Source organism: Paraburkholderia sp. RAU6.4a (assembly GCF_050435625.1).
GTDB lineage: Bacteria > Pseudomonadota > Gammaproteobacteria > Burkholderiales > Burkholderiaceae > Paraburkholderia > Paraburkholderia tuberum.
Genome location: NZ_JBNDKQ010000002.1, coordinates 2,272,399 through 2,289,409 on the forward strand (window position 1 = coordinate 2,272,399; position 17,011 = coordinate 2,289,409).

The following is a 17,011-nucleotide window of genomic DNA, read 5'->3' on the forward strand; positions in this document are numbered from 1 at the left end:
GGCAGGTCCGCTTACCCCGGCGCCCGGCGGCTGTGCCGGCTCGGTCTCACGCCGTTTGCTGACTCATGATCTTCAGCGCGACCGCTTCGGCGACCTCGATTCCGTCGATTGCCGCCGAGTAGATCCCGCCCGCATACCCCGCACCCTCGCCCGCCGGATACAGCCCGTTGACGTTGACACTCTGGTAGTCGTCGCCGCGACGCACGCGTACCGGCGACGAAGTTCGCGTTTCAACGCCGGTCAGCACCGCATCATGCATCGCGAAGCCTGCGATTTTCTTCTCCATCTGTGGCAGCGCTTCGCGAATCGCTTCGATCGCGTAGTCGGGCAGCGCGGTGCTGAGATCGGTTGGCCGCACGCCCGGCTTGTACGACGGAACGACCGAGCCGAGTGAAGTGGACGGCCGCCCCGCGATGAAGTCGCCGACCAACTGCCCTGGAGCCATATAGTTACCGCCACCGAGCTCGAACGCCCGCTCCTCCCACTTACGCTGGAACGCGATGCCGGCGAGCGGCCCGCCCGGGTAATCATCTGGCGTAATGCCGACCACGATGCCCGCGTTCGCGTTGCGCTCCGCGCGCGAGTACTGGCTCATGCCGTTCGTGACGACGCGCCCCAGCTCGGACGTGGCCGCCACCACGGTGCCGCCGGGACACATGCAGAAGCTATAAACCGCTCGCCCGTTGCTGCAGTGGTGCACCACCTTGTAGTCGGCTACGCCGAGCTGTTTGTGACCGGCAAATTTCCCGAAACGGCTCCGATCGATGATCCCTTGCGGATGCTCGATCCGAAAACCGAGCGAAAACGGCTTCGCCTCGACGTGAACGCCGCGGTCGTACAGCATCTGGAAGGTATCGCGTGCGCTATGGCCGACCGCCAGCACAACGTGGTCGCAGCGCAGCGTCTCGCCGGTCGACAGCTTCAGCCCGCGCACCTGGCCGTTGTCGATGTCGATGTCCTCGACACGCGTTTCGAAGCGCACTTCGCCGCCCAACTCGTGGATGCTCGCGCGCATCTTCTCGACCATGCTGACGAGACGAAACGTGCCGATATGCGGCCGGCTCAGGTACAGGATGTCCTCCGGCGCACCGGCCCGCACGAATTCGTCGAGCACCTTGCGGCCGTAGTGTTTCGGGTCCTTGATCTGGCTGTAGAGCTTGCCGTCCGAAAAGGTGCCCGCGCCACCTTCGCCGAACTGCACGTTCGACTCGGGATTCAGCACCGATTTGCGCCACAGGCCAAACGTGTCCTTGGTGCGCTCACGTACGGCCTTGCCGCGCTCGAGGATGATCGGCCGGAAGCCCATCTGCGCGAGGATCAGGCCCGCGAACAGTCCGCACGGCCCCATGCCGATGACGACCGGACGCGGCGTGCTCAGTTGGGCGGGCGCTTCGGCGACGAACTTGTAACTCATGTCGGGCGTCACGGCGCAATGCGGCACGTCGGCGAGCCGTTTCAGCGCGGCCCCTTCATCCTTGACCTCGACATCGACGATGTAGGTGAGCTTGATGTCGGCGCGCTTGCGCGCGTCGTGCGCGCGGCGAAACACGGTGTATCGGATGAGCCCGTCCCGCGCCACGCCGAGTTCCGTGAGGCGCGCACGGATGGCGGCTTCGAGGGCGCTTTCGGGATGATCGAGCGGGAGTTTGATTTCGCTTAGACGTAACATGAGTACCGGAGATGCAAGTGGGCCGCAAATCGCGGCCAATTCGCAATTTTACCGGTAAGTGTCGGCGCGGGGTGACGGCTGGTCATGAAGCGCCGGCCCGTCGAAACCGGGCAAACCAGCACGCATGCTTCGACGCCCTCGACGAGCTATCAGCCCCAACGTCTCTGCACAAAAAATTTATTAACCGACCGGTCGGTTGGTTTATACTACGCCGACACAGACCACTCCTCCAGAGAGAGCGTCCCTCATGTACACCCAATCCCTCGATATCCCCGGCAACGTTGCCCCGCTGGACGCGGACGCGAATTCGCCCGAACAACAGGCTCGCTTCGACGCGGTCATGAGCGCCGACGGCAAGATCGAGCCGCAGGACTGGATGCCCGACGCGTACCGCAAAACGCTGGTGCGGCAGATCTCGCAGCATGCGCACTCGGAGATCGTCGGCATGCTGCCCGAGGGCAACTGGATCACGCGCGCGCCGAGCCTCAAGCGCAAGGCGATCCTGATCGCCAAGGTGCAGGACGAAGCCGGCCACGGCCTCTATCTGTATAGCGCCGCCGAAACGCTCGGTGTCTCGCGCGAGCAGCTGATCGACGCGCTGCACGCGGGCAAGGCCAAGTATTCGAGCATCTTCAACTACCCGACACCCACCTGGGCCGACGTCGGCGTGATCGGCTGGCTCGTCGACGGCGCGGCGATCATGAACCAGATCCCGCTGTGCCGCTGCACCTACGGCCCGTACGCCCGCGCGATGATCCGCATCTGCAAGGAAGAGTCGTTCCATCAGCGCCAGGGCTTCGACGCGCTGCTCGCGATGATGGCGGGCACCGAGGCGCAGCGCGAGCTGGTCCAGCAGGCGGTGAACCGCTGGTGGTGGCCGGTGCTGATGATGTTCGGCCCGAGCGACAAGGATTCGGTCCACAGCAACCAGTCGGCCAGATGGGGCATCAAGCGCATCACCAACGACGACCTGCGCCAGAAATTCGTCGATGCGACCGTCGAACAGGCGAAGGTGCTCGGCGTCACGCTGCCCGACGCGGACCTCAAATGGAACGAGGCGCGCGGCCACTACGACTACGGCGACATCGACTGGGAAGAGTTCTGGCGCGTCGTCAATGGCGACGGCCCGTGCAACCGCGAGCGCCTCGCGACCCGCGTGAAGGCCCATGAAGACGGCGCCTGGGTACGCGAAGCCGCGCTCGCCCACGCGGAAAAGCAGCGCCAGCGCGCGCAACAGCACGCCGCCTGAGTGGCACCGCACATCAAAGGAATCAGGAGATCAGCAATGAACAAGGAATGGCCGATTTGGGAAGTGTTCGTGCGCAGCAAGCAGGGACTCGACCATAAACACTGCGGCAGTCTGCATGCCGCCGACGCGCCGATGGCGCTGCGCATGGCGCGCGACGTCTACACGCGCCGCCAGGAAGGCGTGAGCATCTGGGTGGTGCCGTCCTCGGCGATCACGGCCTCGGCGCCGCACGAGAAGGCCGAGCTGTTCGAACCGGCGGGCGACAAGATCTATCGCCACCCGACGTTCTACACGCTCCCCGACGAAGTCAACCACATGTAAGCGCGGCCATGACCACTACGTCCACTACGCCCATTACGCCCGAACATCTCCAGTACGTGCTGCGCCTCGCGGATACCGCGCTGATCCTCGGTCAGCGCAACACCGAGTGGTGCGGCCACGGCCCGATCCTCGAAGAGGACATCGCGCTGTCGAACATGAGCCTCGACCTGATCGGCCAGGCGCGCCTGCTGTACACGCACGCGGCCGCGCTCGAAGCGCCGCTCACCGGCCGTCAGCGCAGCGAAGACGACTACGCGTACTTCCGCGCCGAGCGCGAATTCGCGAACTACACGCTCGCCGAGCTGCCGCATTACGGGCCGCTCGCCGGCACCGCGCAGGCCGGGAAGGATTACGCGGTCACGATCGTGCGCAACTTCCTGTACGCGACGCTGATGATGCATCTGTGGGGTGCGCTGACGGGCTCCACCGACGGGCAGCTCGCCGCGATCGCCGCGAAGTCGATCAAGGAAACGCAGTACCACGTACATCACGCGAGCGAGTGGCTGATCCGTTTCGGCGACGGCACCGACGAATCGCACCGTCGCGCGCAGGCCGCGCTCGACTATCTGATGCCGTACACGTACGAGTTCTTCAGCGCGGACGCGGTGGAAGACCCGGTCGCCGCGGCCGGCATCGGCCCGCGCACCTCGACGCTGGAAGCCGCGTGGCTCGACGACGTGCGCGCCACGCTCGACCAGGCCACGCTGACGCTGCCCGCGGCGCCGCGGCACGTGAGCACGGGCAAGCACGGCGAGCATTCGGAGCACATGGGTTTCGTGCTCGCGCAAATGCAGAGCCTCGCGCGCCAGCATCCGGGCGCCAGCTGGTGAGTACGCGATGACGACCTCGACCGCCCCGCAGCCCGCGAACGCCGCCGCTGCCACGACCGACGCCGCGCTCACCCGCGCATGGACCGTGCTCGAAGCGGTACCCGACCCGGAGATCCCGGTGGTGTCGATCCGCGAGCTCGGCATCCTGCGCGACGTGCGACGCGCCGCGGACGGCGCGCTCGAAGTCGTGATCACGCCGACCTACTCGGGCTGCCCGGCGATGTCGCAGATTGCCGAAGACGTCGGCCGTGCGCTCGAGGCCGCGCAGCTCACGCCATACCGCGTCGCCACCGTGCTCGCGCCGGCGTGGACCACCGACTGGATCACGGCTGAAGCCCGCGAAAAACTGCGCGTCTACGGCATCGCGCCGCCGACGGGCAACTGCGGTTCAGCCGCGACGTCAGCGCCGCAGGAGAAAGTGCTGCGCTTCGTGCCGCGCGCGCTGCCGGCCCCAGGCTGCCCACGCTGCGGCTCGGCGCACACCGAGCGGCTCGCGCAATTCGGCTCGACCGCCTGCAAGGCCCTGTATCGCTGCCTCGACTGCCGCGAACCCTTCGACTACTTCAAACCGTACTGATATGGCCACCCCGCAATTCCATCCGCTGCGTATCCGCGAAGTGCGCCCCGAAACCGCCGATGCGGTCTCGGTCGCCTTCGAAGTCCCGCCCGAACTGCGCGACCACTATCGCTTCACGCAGGGGCAGTTCGTCACGCTGAAGACGCATATCGACGGTGAGGAAACGCGCCGTTCGTATTCGATCTGCGTGGGCGTCACCGACTACGATCGCGACGGCGAGTTGCGCATCGGCATCAAGCGCGTGCGCGGCGGGCGTTTCTCGAACTTCGCGTTCGACACGCTGCAGCCGGGCCACACGATCGACGTGATGACGCCGGACGGCCGTTTCTTCACGCACCTGAACGCGGAACAGGGGCAGCAGTACCTCGCGTTCTCGGGCGGCTCGGGCATCACGCCGGTGCTCGCGATCATCAAGACGACGCTCGAAGTCGAGCCGCGCAGCACCTTCACGCTCGTCTACGGCAACCGCAGCGTCGACCAGATCATGTTCGCCGAGGAGCTCGAGGATCTGAAGAACCGCTTCATGAACCGCTTCGTGCTGTATCACGTGCTGTCGGACGACCTGCAGGACGTCGAGCTGTTTAACGGCGTGCTCGACCAGGAAAAATGCGCGGCGTTCATCGAGCAGCTGCTGCCGGCCGACGCGATCGACGAAGCGTTCATCTGCGGCCCCGCGCCGATGATGGATGCGGCCGAGGCCGCGCTCAAGGCAGCCGGCGTGCCGCCCGCGAAGGTGCACGTCGAGCGCTTCGGCACGCCGCTGCCGCAGGCGGGCGTGCCGCCCGTCGAGATCACCGCGGACACCCCCGCGGCCGAGCTCGAAATCGTGCTCGACGGCAAGCGCCGCAAGCTGCGCCTGCCGTATCAGGGCACGAGCGTGCTCGACGTCGGGCTGCGCGCCGGTCTCGCGCTGCCGTATGCGTGCAAGGGCGGCGTGTGCTGCACCTGTCGCGCGAAGGTGCTCGAGGGCGAAGTGAAGATGGAAAAGAACTACACGCTCGAAGAACACGAGGTCCGCGACGGGTTCGTGCTGACGTGTCAGTGTCATCCGGTTAGCGACAAGGTCGTCGTCAGTTACGACGAACGTTGAGTCGAGTGCTTTCATGGCCTATGTACGGACTGCCCGCCCGTGACGTCCGCCACCGCTTTCGGCCGTTTCGCGATCCGCTTAAACTAGAGGCCGCTCATCGATCGGGACATCGGGTTCCAGTCGGCGAGCGGCCTCTTTTTGTTACAGCTGCTGGCGTTACTGCAAGCCCTTGCCCATGAGCACGATTCACCTCACCAACGGCGATGTCGCCGCCGAGTCGCTGCGTACCGCGCTGGACCAGGCGGGCCGCGACGATCGCGTGCAGCCGCTGCGGGACGATCTGGCGGTCGGCCCGTTACGCGGCGTCGACGACGCTCCGCACGTGCGCGCCGACTTCTGGGAACGCGTCAGCGCCGACACGCAACGCGACTTCGTGCGCGAGTTCCGCGAACAGGCCGCGGTGCTCGACGGCCTCGCCAGCAGCACCGCGAATCTCGTGGTGTGGCACGCCGAAAGCGCGTCCGATCAACTGATGCTGCGCCGCGTCTGCTACCTGGTGCGCAACAGCCCGCAGCGTTTGAACGAAGTGCGTCTGTCGATCGCCGACCTCGCCGATCCGCAAGCGTGGGCGCATACCCGCAAGGATTGCGCGACATCGGTCGGCATGTTTGCGCCGGACGTATTGCAGACACACCTGCCGGACGCCGCGCCGATTTCCGTGCTGCGCATCAGCCGGCTCGCGCTCGAATGGCAGGAGGTCAAACAGGCGAACGGCGAGACGCGGCGCTGGCGTGACAACACCTTCACGAGCGGCAGCGTTGCCGAGATCGACGCGCTGATCCTCGACCGCGCACCCGACGACTGGCAGCCCGCCGCGCGCGTCGCCGCCTACGTGATGACCGCCGGGTTGGGGTTCCTCGTCAGCGACAGCATCGTGCGGTGGCGCATGCGCGAACTCGCGGCGCTGCGGCGCATCCGCCTGCGCGGCGACGCGAACGAATGGCGCTCGCTCGAACTGCGCGCGGCATCCGCCCCCTGCTCACCCCAATAAGATAAGAACAGACGAATATGGCCCGCACCCGAGCCCCCGACCACGAGACCCAACGCGAGCAGATTCTCGAACTGGCCGCCGCGAAGTTCGCGCAGACCAGCTATCCAAGCACGTCGATGGCCGATCTTGCCGCGGCGAGCGGCACCTCGAAAGCGCGCCTCTATCACTATTACGAGAGCAAGGAAGCAATCCTGTTCGATCTGCTCGATCGCTACACGAAGCGCCTGATGCTGATCATCGCCGAGGTGGAAGGATCGAGCCAGCGGCGCGAACTGAGCGAGCGAGAAACCTTCGCGGAGCTGATCCGCGCGTTCCTGTCCGAGTATGAGACGTCGCACAGCCGGCACGTCGCGCTGCTGAACGATGTCAAGTATCTGGTCGATTCGCAGCGCGAGATCATCCTGAACCGTCAGCGCGACGTAGTCGCCGCCTTCGCGCGGCAGCTCGTGCGCGCCTATCCCGAACGCGCGACACGCGACAACCAGACCGCGCTGACGATGATGGTGTTCGGCATGATCAACTGGACCTTCACGTGGCTCAAGCCGGACGGCCGGATGGGCTATCGCGAGTTCGCCGAGCAGGTGGTCGGCATGGTCGAGCATGGTCTCGCCAGCGCGCCGGCCAGGTAGACGATGGTCTGAACAGATCGCAACCCGCGCACTGGATGTTGCAAAGCAACAACATGCAGACCAAATAAATCAGCGCAGGGAATCCATGCGGCATCGTGTCACGAACGTGCGATCACTTTTAACTTCTGTTTAAAATCAAATAATTAAATTTAGGGTTCCAGCGCTCCAGGTATTCACCTCGACTTTTGATACGGGTTTTCCCTAGTGAATGGCTTAGGTTTCCGTTAAAATCGGTTTTGCGGTGCACAACGCCGCCTGATTAAAAGGAGAACCCGACCATGAACATGCTGACCCATCGCAACACCGAGCCGATCGCGCCGAACGATCGCGCGTCGCTGCCTGCTGAACGCGCGCACGTTCTGGTCCGTGAACTCACCGCCGCCGATCGCGAACGCCTGCTTGCTCACTTCCTCGCGCTCGACGAAGAAGACCGTCTGCTGCGCTTCGGCCAGGTCGTGCCGAACCATGTGATCGAAAACTACGTGCGCGCGATCGACTTCACGCGCGACACCGTGTTCGGCGTGTTCAACAGCAAGCTGGAACTGAGCGGCGTCGGCCATCTGGCCTACCTGCCGGCCGAAGGCAATAAGCGCACCGCCGAATTCGGCGTCTCCGTGCTCGAAAGCGCACGCGGCATCGGTATCGGCTCGAGGCTATTCAAGCGTGCCGCGATCCGCAGCCGCAACACGCATGTGACGACGCTGTACATCCACTGCCTGGCGCGCAATTCGACCATGATGCACATCGCCAGGAAGGCCGGCATGAAGATCGAGTACGCGTACGGCGAGGCCGACGCCTATCTGACGCTGTCGCCGGCCGATCAGTCGAGCATCCTCGCGGAAATGCTGCAGGAGCAGGCCGCCGTGTTCGATTACGCGCTCAAGCGCCACGCACGCCAGGCATCGCGACTGTTCGAGTCGTTCATGCCGGTGGCTGTCGCTGCCTGAATAATCGCTACGGGGAAATGAGATTGGGGCGGCCGCAAGGTCGCCCTCTTTTCTATCTGTACCCAATCAACGCCACGCGTAGGACCGTGCGCGTGAAGCCTACAAAATGGGCAGCGCTGTCGTTTCCTTGATCTTTTCTAGCGAAAAGCTCGATTTCACATCGATCACCGATGGATGCCGCAGCAATTGATCCTGCACGAAGCGCGAAAAGTGCGCCATGTCCTCCACCTGGACGCGCAGCAGGTAATCCATCTCACCCGTCATCGCGTGACATGCGACAACTTCGGGCCACGTCTGCACGGCCGCGCCGAACAGATCGGCATGCGTGGCCTCGCCATGCGGACTGAACGCGCGACCGCCACCCTTCTCCAGCCGCACGCTGACATACGCGAGCAGGTCAAGCCCGAGACGTTGCGCGTCGAGCAGCGCGACATAGCCGCGAATCACGCCGCTTTCCTCGAGCCGGCGAATCCGCCGCAGGCACGGACTCGGCGACAGATTGATCCGTTCCGCTATCTCCTGATTCGATAGCCGGCCATTCTCCTGAAGGATCGCCAGAATGCGTCGATCGATCGCGTCTATCTCGCCAATAGCCATGTTCTGCCACGTGTCGTTCGAATAGAGCCATAAACTGGCTCAAGCGTAGCGACGCGTGATTAAGTTCGCAAGTTTTTGTCTTCATCGCGGTTCTACACTTGCCCCATCCGGTCGCGCTCAGCCGACCGTCCCGCGCGCTCACCGCCTGCGCGCCTCGGCAACCCTCTTGCATGGGATTGGAGACTGACGATGCAGGTTTCAACTTGGGAAAATCCTGTCGGCACTGACGGCTTCGAATTCATCGAATACACGGCGCCGGACCCGAAAGCGCTCGGCAAGCTGTTCGAACAGATGGGCTTCACGGCCGTCGCGCGGCATCGTCATAAGGACGTGATGCTGTATCGTCAGGGCGACATCAACTTCATCGTCAACGCGGAGAAGCATTCGTTTGCGCAGCGCTTCGCGCGCTTGCATGGCCCGTCGATCTGCGCGATTGCGTTTCGCGCACAGGACGCCGCGAAGGCCTACGCCCAAGCGCTCGAAAAAGGCGCATGGGGTTTCGACAACAAGACCGGCCCGATGGAGCTGAACATCCCGGCGATCAAGGGCATTGGCGATTCGCTGATCTATTTCGTCGACCGCTGGCGCGGCAAGAACGGCGCGACGCCGAACAGCATCGGTGACATCGACATTTACGACGTCGACTTCGAGCCGATTCCGGGCGCGAACCCGAACCCGGTCGGTCACGGCCTGACCTATATCGATCACCTGACGCACAACGTGCATCGTGGCCGCATGCAGGAATGGGCGGAGTTCTACGAGCGCCTGTTCAACTTCCGCGAGGTGCGCTACTTCGACATCGAGGGCAAGGTGACGGGCGTCAAGTCGAAAGCGATGACCTCGCCGTGCGGCAAGATTCGCATTCCGATCAACGAGGAAGGCTCGGACACCGCCGGTCAGATCCAGGAATACCTGGACGCGTACCACGGCGAAGGCATCCAGCACATCGCGCTCGGCACCAGCGACATCTACCGCACCGTCGACGGCCTGCGCGCATCGGACATTTCACTGCTCGACACGATCGACACGTACTACGAACTCGTCGACCGACGCGTGCCGAATCATGGCGAGCCGCTCGAGGAACTGCGCAAGCGCAAGATCCTGATCGACGGCGCACCGGACGATCTGCTGCTGCAGATCTTCACCGAAAACCAGATCGGCCCGATCTTCTTCGAGATCATTCAACGCAAGGGCAATCAGGGCTTTGGCGAAGGCAACTTCAAGGCGCTGTTCGAATCGATCGAGCTCGATCAGATTCGCCGCGGCGTCGTGCAGGACAAGACCTGACCACGCAGACTCGCGCCTGATCGGCGCGCAGAAGAAAAAAGGGCGAGGATCGCAGGATCCTCGCCCTTTTACGTTGCAACGCCGCCGCTCTCTTCGGAACGGCGGCCGGTCGTCATTAGACGCGCGCGATGCGGTGCGTCATGAATTCTGCCTGTACCGATCGCTGCCGATCGCACCGTCGACCCGCGCCGGCGCCACCTGCGCCGTGCGGATGATCGCGTTCGACAGTGCCCCCGTGCTGCCCGGATTCGAGCGCACCGGCGCGCTCATCGCGAAGAAAGCGGCGGAAACCATCAGGAAGGTCTGGATGTTTCTTGTGTTCATGCGTACTCCTTTTCTAACTGCCCTGCTGTCCAGAAGCTGCACAGAATGCGCGGCGTTCGGCATCGCTCGCAGGTCGGGGTTAGACAGTCGTTTTCACTGCGGTTCCGCAAATTTGTAGGTTTTACAGCTTGTTACACGCGCAGGCGCAATACAACTCCATTCCGGCGGAAATCCGCGACAACTGCTGACAACACGTCGGCAACTCGTCGCGAAACCGGCCGAAATCAGATCGTGCGCGGGCGATTTTTGATCCGCTGCGGCGGGTTTCCACCAGTGCTACCATCGCTTAAAACCCGTCAATATGACGACCCCGGCCCCAGCATTCACGAGATGCCGGGGCCAGAAAAGTTTTGGTGATCCCAAGCTGAAGTGGAGGAGTACACATAATGAATGCCCCGCTAGACGCAGGTCAACGAGCCTCGCTCGAAGCCGCGTTGTCTTCCGTCACGCTCGACGACAAATACACCCTCGATCGCGGCCGCGCGTACATGAGCGGCATCCAGGCGCTGGTGCGTCTGCCGATGCTGCAGCAGGAACGCGACCGCGCCGCCGGCCTCAGCACGGCCGGCTTCATCTCCGGCTACCGCGGATCGCCGCTCGGCGGGCTCGACCAGTCGCTGTGGAAAGCGAAAAAGCATCTGGCCGCGCATCAGGTGGTGTTCCAGCCCGGCGTCAACGAAGACCTCGCGGCCACCGCCGTGTGGGGTTCGCAGCAGGTCAATCTGTACCCGAGCGCCAAATACGACGGCGTGTTTTCGATGTGGTACGGCAAGGGCCCCGGCGTCGACCGGTCCGGTGACGTCTTCAAGCACGGCAACTCGGCCGGCTCGTCGCGGCACGGCGGCGTTCTCGTGCTCGCCGGCGACGATCACGCGGCCAAATCCTCGACACTCGCGCACCAGTCCGAACACATCTTCAAGGCATGCGGGCTGCCGGTGCTGTTTCCGTCGAACGTGCAGGAATATCTGGACTTCGGCCTGCACGGCTGGGCGATGAGCCGCTACTCGGGCCTCTGGGTCGCGATGAAGTGCGTGACCGACGTGGTCGAATCGTCCGCATCGGTCGATATCGATCCGCACCGCACCAACATCATCCTGCCGGAAGACTTCGTGATGCCCGACGGTGGGCTGAACATCCGCTGGCCCGATCCGCCGCTCGTGCAGGAAGCGCGTCTGCTCGACTACAAGTGGTACGCGGGTCTCGCCTACGTGCGAGCGAACAAACTCGACCGCGTCGAAATCGATTCGCCGCATGCGCGCTTCGGCATCATGACCGGCGGCAAAGCTTATCTAGACGTGCGCCAGGCGCTGACCGACCTCGGTCTCGACGACGAAACCTGCTCGCGCATCGGCATCCGGCTGTACAAGGTCGGCTGCGTGTGGCCGCTCGAAGCGCAAGGTGCGCAGGCCTTCGCACGCGGTCTCGACGAAATTCTGGTGGTCGAGGAAAAGCGCCAGATCCTCGAATACGCGATCAAGGAAGAGCTGTACAACTGGCCCGACGCGCAGCGCCCGCGCGTATTCGGCAAGTTCGACGAGAAGGACGGCGCGGGCGGCGAATGGTCGGTGCCGATGGGCAACTGGCTGCTGCCGGCGCACTACGAGCTGTCGCCCGCGATCATCGCGAAGGCGATCGCCACGCGGCTCGACAAGTTCGATCTGCCATCGGATGTGCGCGCCCGCATCGCCGCGCGCATCGCGGTGATCGAGGCGAAGGAAAAGGCGCTCGCGCGGCCGCGCGTCGAAGTCGAGCGCAAGCCGTGGTTCTGCTCGGGCTGCCCGCACAACACGTCGACCAACGTGCCGGAAGGCTCGCGCGCGATGGCCGGCATCGGCTGTCATTACATGACGGTCTGGATGGATCGCAGCACCAGCACGTTCAGCCAGATGGGCGGCGAAGGTGTCGCGTGGATCGGCCAGGCGCCGTTCACGAACGACAAGCACGTGTTCGCCAATCTCGGCGACGGCACCTACTTCCACTCGGGGCTGCTCGCGATTCGCGCGGCGATCGCGTCGAAGGCGAACATCACCTACAAGCTGCTGTACAACGACGCGGTCGCGATGACGGGCGGCCAGCCGGTCGACGGCGTGCTGAGCGTGCCGCAGATCACGCATCAGCTCGCCGCCGAAGGCGCGGCGAAGATCGTCATCGTCACCGATGAGCCGGAGAAGTACGCGGCAAGCGTCGGCCTCGCGCCCGGCGTCGACATTCACCACCGCGACCAGCTCGACGACGTGCAGCGTCAGCTGCGCGAGGTTCCGGGCACCACGATCCTGATCTACGACCAGACCTGCGCGACCGAAAAGCGCCGTCGCAGGAAACGCGGCGCGTATCCCGATCCGGCACGGCGCGTCGTGATCAACGAAGCGGTGTGCGAGGGCTGCGGCGACTGCTCGGTGAAGTCGAACTGCCTGTCGGTCGAACCGCTCGATACTGAGTACGGCACGAAGCGCCAGATCAACCAGTCAACCTGCAACAAGGACTTCTCGTGCGTGAACGGCTTCTGCCCGAGCTTCGTCTCCGTTGAAGGCGGCCAGTTGCGCAAGCCGAAGGCGGCGTCGGGCGCCGGCGCCGAAATGCCGCCGGTGCCGGATCCCGAGTTGCCGTCCATCGACCGTCCGTACGGCGTTCTGGTGACGGGCGTCGGCGGCACGGGCGTCGTCACGATCGGCGCGCTGCTCGGCATGGCCGCGCATCTCGAGAACAAGGGCGTCACGGTGCTCGACGTCACCGGCCTCGCGCAGAAAGGCGGCGCCGTGATGAGCCACGTGCAGATCGCGAAGCAGCCCGCCGACATCCACGCGACCCGCATCGCAATGGGCGAAGCGAGCCTCGTGATCGGCTGCGACGCGATCGTCACCGCCAGCGACGAATGCGTGTCGCGGATGCACGCGGATCGCACGCGCGTCGTACTGAACAGCGCGCACACGCCGACGGCCGAGCTGATCAAGAACCCGAACTGGCGCTTCCCCGGCAGCAGCACCGAAGCCGACGTGCGCGCCGCGGCCGGCGATGACAACGTCTCGACCGTCGACGCGAATCACTTCGCCGTCGCGCTGCTCGGCGACGCGATCTACACGAACCCGTTCGTGCTCGGCTATGCGTGGCAGCGCGGCTGGGTGCCGCTCACGCACGAGTCGCTGATTCGCGCGATCGAGCTGAACAACGTGCAGGTGGACAAGAACCGCGCGGCGTTCGAATGGGGCCGGCGTGCCGCGCACGATCTGGCTGCGGTACGCAAGCTCGCGCAAACGCAGGGACGCGGCGAACCGGCCGACAGCGCGGGCGGCAAGATCATCGCGCTGCATACGCCGAAGGCGCTCGACACGCTGATCGACAAGCGCGCCGACTATCTGACCGCCTGGCAGAACCGTGCGTACGCGGAGCGCTATCGCGCGCTGGTGTCGCAGGTGCGGGCCGCGGAAGAAGCGCTCGATTCCGCCGACGGCCAAATGCCGCTGACCGAGGCGGTCGCGAAGAACCTGCACAAGCTGATGGCGTACAAGGACGAATACGAAGTCGCGCGTCTGTACAGTGACCCGGCGTTCATCGAAAAACTGAACGCGACGTTCGAAGGCGACTGGAAGCTGCACCTGCATCTCGCGCCGCCGACGCTATCGAAGAAGGACGCGCACGGCCATCTGGTGAAGAAGAAGTACGGCCCGTGGATGTTCCGCGCGATGCACGTGCTCGCGAAGCTCAAGTTCCTGCGCGGCACCGCGTTCGACGTGTTCGGCAACACCGGGGAGCGTCGCACCGAGCGCGCGCTGATCGGCGAATACGAGGCATTGGTGCGTGAGCTGATCGGCGGGCTGACTTCTCAGAAACGCGATCTCGCGGTCGAGCTCGCGAATCTGCCCGACGGCATCCGCGGCTATGGGCACGTGAAGGAAAACAACCTGAAAGGCGTGCGCATCAAGTGGAACGAGCTGCTCGCGCGTTGGCGTTCGCCGGATGCGGGCAAGACGCAGCACGCGGCTTGATCGACTCTCCCAACTGAACCGAAAAGCGGCGGTCTGCACGGGCCGCCGCTTTTTTTCAGGCGCAAAAAAACGCTACGGAACCGAGATTCCGTAGCGCTTCTGCCCAGGCCGCCGCGCGCGCGTTAATGCCGCGCCCGCGCCAACCTCACGTGATGCACGTTACTTCGCGTTCACCGACTTGCGCGCGTTCGCCGAAGCGACCGCCGTCATGTTGATGATACGGCGCACGGTCGCGGCCGGCGTCAGGATATGCACCGGCTTTTCCGCACCCAGCAGGAACGGCCCGACCGTCACACCCTCGCCGCCCACGACCTTCAGCAGGTTGTACGCGATGTTCGCCGCTTCGACGTTCGGCATGATCAGCAGATTCGCTTCGCCGGCGAGCGTCGTGCCCGGGAACGCGGCCTTGCGGACCGTCTCCGACAGCGCCGCGTCGCCGTGCATTTCACCGTCGATTTCGAGCGACGGCGCGCGTTGCGTGATCAGCTTGCGCGCCGCGGCCATGCGCTGCGACGACGACGACGGCGCGCTGCCGAAGTTCGAGTTCGACAGCAGCGCGACCTTCGGCGTGATGCCGAACTTCTCGATTTCGCGCGTGGCGAGCATCGTCATGTCGGCAAGCTGCTCGGCGGTCGGCACTTCGTTCACGTACGTGTCGCAGATGAACATGTTGCGGCCCGGCAGCATCAGCAGATTCATCGCGGCGAAGTTCTCGACGTCGTCGGCCTTGCCGAGCACCTGCTCGATGAAGTTCAGATGCGTGTGGAACTGGCCGATCATGCCGCAGATCATGCCGTCCGCTTCGCCAAGGCGCACGAGGATCGCGCCGATCAGCGTGTTGAACTTGCGCATCGCGGCCTTCGCGACGTCCGGCGTCACGCCTTCGCGCGCGCCGAGTTCGTGATACGCCTGCCAGCACTTGTGATAGCGCGGATCGTCTTCCGGATCGACGATCTCGACGTCTTCGCCGCACTTGAGCTTCGAGCCCATCTTCTTCAGACGCATCTCGATCACCGACGGACGGCCGACCAGGATCGGCTTGGCGATCTTTTCGAGCAGCACGAACTGCGCGGCGCGCAGCACGCGCTCGTCTTCGCCTTCCGCGAACACGATGCGCGCCGGTGCCGACTTCGCCGCCGCGAACACCGGCCGCATCACCATGCCCGAGCGATAGACGGTCGCGCCGAGCTGTTCGCGGTACGCATCCATGTCCTGGATCGGGCGGGTCGCGACGCCCGAATCCATTGCGGCCTGCGCGACGGCCGGCGCGATCTTGATGATCAGGCGCGGATCGAACGGCTTCGGAATCAGGTATTCGGGACCGAATTCGAGCGAGTGGCCTTCGTAGGCCTTCGCGACTTCATCGCCCTGGTCCGTTTCCTCGGCCAGTTCGGCAATCGCGCGCACGCACGCGAGCTTCATTTCTTCGGTGATCGTCGTCGCGCCGACGTCGAGCGCGCCGCGGAAGATGAACGGGAAACACAGCACGTTGTTGACCTGGTTCGGATAGTCCGACCGGCCGGTCGCGATGATGCAGTCCGGGCGCACCTTGCGCGCTTCTTCCGGACGGATTTCCGGCTCGGGGTTCGCGAGCGCGAGAATCAGCGGCCGCGAGCCCATTTCGGCGACCATCTCCGGCTTCAGCACGCCGGCGCTCGAGCAGCCGAGGAACACGTCCGCGCCGCGGATTGCATCGGCGAGCGAGCGCGCTTCGGTGTGCGCCGCATAGCGCTCCTTCGACGGATCGAGGTTGCCGCGCCCTTCGTAGATCACGCCCTTCGAGTCGGCGACGAGAATGTTCTGCTTCGACAGACCGAGATTGACGAGCAGATCCAGACACGCAATGGCCGCCGCGCCCGCGCCCGAACAGACCAGCTTCACTTCGTCGAGCCTCTTGCCGACCACCTTGAGGCCGTTCAGGATCGCCGCCGATGCGATGATCGCGGTGCCGTGCTGATCGTCGTGGAAGACCGGAATCTTCATACGTTCGCGCAGCTTCTTCTCGATGTAGAAGCACTCGGGTGCCTTGATGTCCTCGAGGTTGATGCCGCCCAGCGTGGGCTCGAGCATCGCGATCGCCTCGACGAGCTTGTCCGGATCGGATTCGCTCAGCTCGATGTCGAACACGTCGATGTCCGCGAACTTCTTGAACAGACACCCCTTGCCTTCCATCACCGGCTTCGCGGCAAGCGGGCCGATGTTGCCGAGGCCGAGCACCGCGGTGCCGTTCGTGATCACGCCGACGAGGTTGCCGCGCGACGTGTACTTCTGCGCGTCGAGCGGTTCCTCGTAAATTGCCATACAGGCTGCCGCCACACCCGGCGAATACGCGAGCGACAAATCCAGCTGGTTCGACAGCGCCTTGGTAGGCGTCACCGAAATCTTGCCAGGTTTCGGATTCTGGTGATATGCGAGAGCGCTTTGCTTGAGTTGTTCGTCCATTTCTAGGCCTGCGAGACGTAAGTGATTGGGCCCGGCGACACACATCGTTGCAGCGCTTTCATCTGTCGGACCGAT

The 17,011-nt window shown here is 64.3% G+C and carries 14 protein-coding genes; 10 read left to right on the forward strand and 4 right to left on the reverse strand.

The annotated features are described in order from the left end of the window. Positions 1–46: 46 nt before the first annotated feature. Positions 47–1,669: an NAD(P)/FAD-dependent oxidoreductase gene (locus OKW40_RS15355; RefSeq protein WP_429490377.1), complete on the reverse strand. Its 1,623-nt coding sequence runs from the start codon at positions 1,667–1,669 to the stop codon at positions 47–49. Between the two features lie 247 nt (positions 1,670–1,916). Between OKW40_RS15355 and paaA the strand changes: the two genes are divergently transcribed. From paaA to OKW40_RS15395, 8 genes are all read left to right on the forward strand, one after another. After that, positions 1,917–2,918 carry a 1,2-phenylacetyl-CoA epoxidase subunit PaaA gene (gene paaA / locus OKW40_RS15360; RefSeq protein WP_184056337.1) on the forward strand — a complete coding sequence of 334 codons (1,002 nt, stop codon included), beginning with the start codon at positions 1,917–1,919 and terminating at the stop codon, positions 2,916–2,918. 36 nt (positions 2,919–2,954) lie between these two features. Then, on the forward strand, positions 2,955–3,239 hold the full coding sequence (paaB, locus tag OKW40_RS15365) for a 1,2-phenylacetyl-CoA epoxidase subunit PaaB (RefSeq protein WP_018418671.1): 285 nt from the start codon (positions 2,955–2,957) through the stop codon (positions 3,237–3,239). Positions 3,240–3,247: 8 nt separating this feature from the next. Then, positions 3,248–4,069 carry a 1,2-phenylacetyl-CoA epoxidase subunit PaaC gene (gene paaC, locus OKW40_RS15370; protein WP_429490379.1) on the forward strand — a complete coding sequence of 274 codons (822 nt, stop codon included), beginning with the start codon at positions 3,248–3,250 and terminating at the stop codon, positions 4,067–4,069. Between the two features lie 7 nt (positions 4,070–4,076). Further along, positions 4,077–4,646: a 1,2-phenylacetyl-CoA epoxidase subunit PaaD gene (gene paaD, locus OKW40_RS15375; RefSeq protein WP_429408089.1), complete on the forward strand. Its 570-nt coding sequence runs from the start codon at positions 4,077–4,079 to the stop codon at positions 4,644–4,646. Position 4,647: 1 nt separating this feature from the next. Continuing rightward, positions 4,648–5,736, forward strand: coding sequence for a 1,2-phenylacetyl-CoA epoxidase subunit PaaE (gene paaE, locus OKW40_RS15380; protein WP_184034674.1), 1,089 nt, complete (start codon positions 4,648–4,650; stop codon positions 5,734–5,736). A gap of 175 nt (positions 5,737–5,911) precedes the next feature. Then, positions 5,912–6,727 (forward strand): DUF1835 domain-containing protein, encoded by an 816-nt coding sequence (locus OKW40_RS15385; protein ID WP_429490380.1) that lies wholly within the window; start codon positions 5,912–5,914, stop codon positions 6,725–6,727. A gap of 17 nt (positions 6,728–6,744) precedes the next feature. Next, on the forward strand, positions 6,745–7,356 hold the full coding sequence (locus tag OKW40_RS15390; protein WP_429356267.1) for a TetR/AcrR family transcriptional regulator: 612 nt from the start codon (positions 6,745–6,747) through the stop codon (positions 7,354–7,356). A 278-nt stretch (positions 7,357–7,634) separates the two neighbouring features. Further along, positions 7,635–8,303: a GNAT family N-acetyltransferase gene (locus tag OKW40_RS15395; protein WP_429490382.1), complete on the forward strand. Its 669-nt coding sequence runs from the start codon at positions 7,635–7,637 to the stop codon at positions 8,301–8,303. A 99-nt stretch (positions 8,304–8,402) separates the two neighbouring features. Here OKW40_RS15395 and OKW40_RS15400 read toward each other — a convergent pair whose 3' ends face one another. Then, positions 8,403–8,900 (reverse strand): Lrp/AsnC family transcriptional regulator, encoded by a 498-nt coding sequence (locus tag OKW40_RS15400; protein ID WP_184034682.1) that lies wholly within the window; start codon positions 8,898–8,900, stop codon positions 8,403–8,405. A 189-nt stretch (positions 8,901–9,089) separates the two neighbouring features. Here OKW40_RS15400 and hppD point away from each other — a divergent pair, with 189 nt between their 5' ends. Beyond that, positions 9,090–10,187, forward strand: coding sequence for a 4-hydroxyphenylpyruvate dioxygenase (gene hppD, locus OKW40_RS15405; RefSeq protein WP_429490384.1), 1,098 nt, complete (start codon positions 9,090–9,092; stop codon positions 10,185–10,187). Positions 10,188–10,325: 138 nt separating this feature from the next. On the opposite strand, the gene OKW40_RS15410 is transcribed toward hppD, so the two are convergent. Then, a complete protein-coding gene (locus OKW40_RS15410) occupies positions 10,326–10,511 on the reverse strand; it encodes a hypothetical protein (RefSeq protein ID WP_090802620.1) in 186 nt (61 codons plus the stop codon). A 386-nt stretch (positions 10,512–10,897) separates the two neighbouring features. Here OKW40_RS15410 and OKW40_RS15415 point away from each other — a divergent pair, with 386 nt between their 5' ends. Continuing rightward, entirely contained in the window at positions 10,898–14,494 is a 3,597-nt protein-coding gene (locus tag OKW40_RS15415; RefSeq protein WP_429490386.1) for an indolepyruvate ferredoxin oxidoreductase family protein, read from the forward strand. A 159-nt stretch (positions 14,495–14,653) separates the two neighbouring features. Here the strand turns inward: OKW40_RS15415 and OKW40_RS15420 are convergent, their stop codons facing one another. Further along, complete coding sequence (locus OKW40_RS15420) at positions 14,654–16,936, reverse strand: NADP-dependent malic enzyme (protein WP_184065748.1); 2,283 nt, start codon at positions 16,934–16,936, stop codon at positions 14,654–14,656. Between the last annotated feature and the right edge of the window lie 75 nt (positions 16,937–17,011).